This is a genomic window from Hyella patelloides LEGE 07179 (assembly GCF_900659865.1).
Classification (GTDB): domain Bacteria; phylum Cyanobacteriota; class Cyanobacteriia; order Cyanobacteriales; family Xenococcaceae; genus Hyella; species Hyella patelloides.
In genome coordinates, this window is record NZ_LR214408.1 from 1 (window position 1) to 2,198 (window position 2,198).

Annotated in this window: 3 protein-coding genes; all 3 read left to right on the top strand. The window is 41.1% G+C overall.

Annotated features, from left to right (window positions below; genetic code table 11):
• Positions 1-321: 321 nt before the first annotated feature.
• The 3 genes from H1P_RS35285 (at position 322) to H1P_RS35295 (ending at position 2,120) form a co-directional block, all read left to right on the top strand.
• Positions 322-789, top strand: coding sequence for a carboxymuconolactone decarboxylase family protein (locus tag H1P_RS35285; protein WP_144876438.1), 468 nt, complete (start codon positions 322-324; stop codon positions 787-789).
• A gap of 13 nt (positions 790-802) precedes the next feature.
• Positions 803-1,786, top strand: coding sequence for an RNA polymerase sigma-70 factor (locus H1P_RS35290; RefSeq protein ID WP_144876440.1), 984 nt, complete (start codon positions 803-805; stop codon positions 1,784-1,786).
• Between the two features lie 148 nt (positions 1,787-1,934).
• A complete protein-coding gene (locus H1P_RS35295; protein ID WP_186376336.1) occupies positions 1,935-2,120 on the top strand; it encodes a hypothetical protein in 186 nt (61 codons plus the stop codon).
• Positions 2,121-2,198 lie beyond the last annotated feature (78 nt).

Sequence of the window (2,198 nt, forward strand, 5' to 3'; positions counted from 1 at the left end):
TCGGATGTAGCAGTCGATCACTCTGAGTATCTACCTAGATTATCTGATAAGTTACTCCAGCTAATTAGACATTAAACATTGCTCGATCGCGGTAAATCTAGCTTCTTAGTTTCTATTTTAAGTTTTTTTAAGTGGAGCTAATTATCATTTTAAATTCAAAATACGATAGATGATTTGTGTAGCAGGAAGCGAAATAAGGTTGCCCCTACAGAAATTGCAATCCATGTATAAGAATTTTGTAAGTCTGAGTATAAAAACCTGTCACATCTCAAACATCTATCTCGTCTTATTTAATGAAGACCTTAGAGGAGAAGATTGTAAATGAAGTCCAGACTTGAATTTGAAAAAATCGAACCTGCTGCTGCACGTGCAGTATGGGAACTAGAGAAATATGTTCGCTCCTGTGGTTTGGACAAACCCTTGTTAGAACTGATTAAAATTAGAGCATCCCAAATCAATGGCTGTGCTTTTTGTATTGATATGCACACCAAGGATGCGAGACAGGCGGGAGAAACAGAACAGCGAATTTATGCTCTTAATGCCTGGGCAGAAACACCATTTTTTACGCCCCCAGAACGGGCAGCCCTAGCTCTAACTGAGGCTGTCACCCTGATTGCTGAGGATGGCGTACCCGACGAAATATATGACGAGGTGAGCAATCATTTTGCCCCCGAGCAAATCGTCAAACTGCTAACGGCGATCGCGACTATCAATGTTTGGAATCGACTGAGTATTGCCACTCAGATTGTGCCTGGCAGCTATCAAGTAAAAACAAAATCAGTAGCTTAAAGGAGGCGATCTCATGATTACCACAGCAAAAAACGACTCTATAGATTGGCTGGAAGAATTTAATCAATATCGATCGCTTTTATTTGCGATCGCCTATCGAATGCTTGGCAGCATCATGGATGCCGAAGATATGGTACAGGAGACTTTTCTGCGATGGCAGCAAACCTCTGAGCAGAGAGTCAAATCTACTAAAGCCTATCTCACAAAAATTATTACTCGCTTATGTATTGACCAACTCCGTTCAGCCCGTGTTCGGCGGGAACAGTATGTAGGGTCGTGGCTGCCCGAACCAATTGTCACGGAATCTTCTAATGACCCAACTAAAATGGTTGAGTTGACAGACTCTTTGACGATCGCTTTTTTAATTTTACTAGAACAGCTATCCCCATTAGAACGAGCCGTTTTTTTGCTACGGGAAGCCTTTGGCTATGAATACAGCGAAATCGCTCAGATTGTTGAGAAAAAACCAGCCAACTGTCGTCAGATTGCTCGACGGGCGCGCCAGCATCTAACTAATCGGCAATCTCGCAGAGATCCGCTTCGCGGTGCGCGCTTTAAAACCTCTCTTCAGCAGCAAGAACAATTAACCCGCAAATTTATAGCAGCCTTTCAGCAAGGAGATTTACAGGGATTGCTTGACATACTGGCTGAAGATATTACCTTCTGGTCTGATGGGGGTGGTCAGGTTCAGGCTTGCCTCAAGCCTCTGCACGGTGCAGCCAAGGTAGCTGGTTTCTTAAGAGCAATTTATCGTCGTAGTCAAAAACTTGGCTTAAATTATGAATTTGAGTTGGTTCAAGTTAATGGTCAACCTGGCATTGTTTACACTAGTAATGGCAAGCTCGAAAGCGTTGTGGCAATTGACATTGTGGACAATCGAATCCAGTATCTCTATTTTATGAGAAACCCAAATAAGCTGGGGAGTTGCTTTTCTATAGATGTTACTGAGATAGCGATCTTCAATCTGCAACGCGAAACAAACAAACACTATATTTGAGGAATTTAAAAAGAGCGTTATTGAATTGTCATGTTATTTCAGTATTTTGCTTGCCCACTAAAAACAGAAGCTAATAGCTAATAGCTATAAACAGTATTACTCTGTACGTCATTACTTAAATCAACAACGCCCTAAGAGGAAAATAGAAATGTTGACACCAGAATTAAGATTTATTAATCCAACTGATTTATACGACCCCACACCTAATGGCTACACCCATGTTGTGATTGCCCCAGCCCATAAAACTACTGTTTACATTGCTGGACAAGGCGGTGAGGACAAACACAGCAATTCTCATTTTGGCAAAAATAGGGATTTAGTTCTCTATCTTTGACAGATAACTAAGATTAATGAGGGATAATTTTTGGTTAAATTATGAAATTATAGATGTGGAGGGTGGATAAAATCCTCA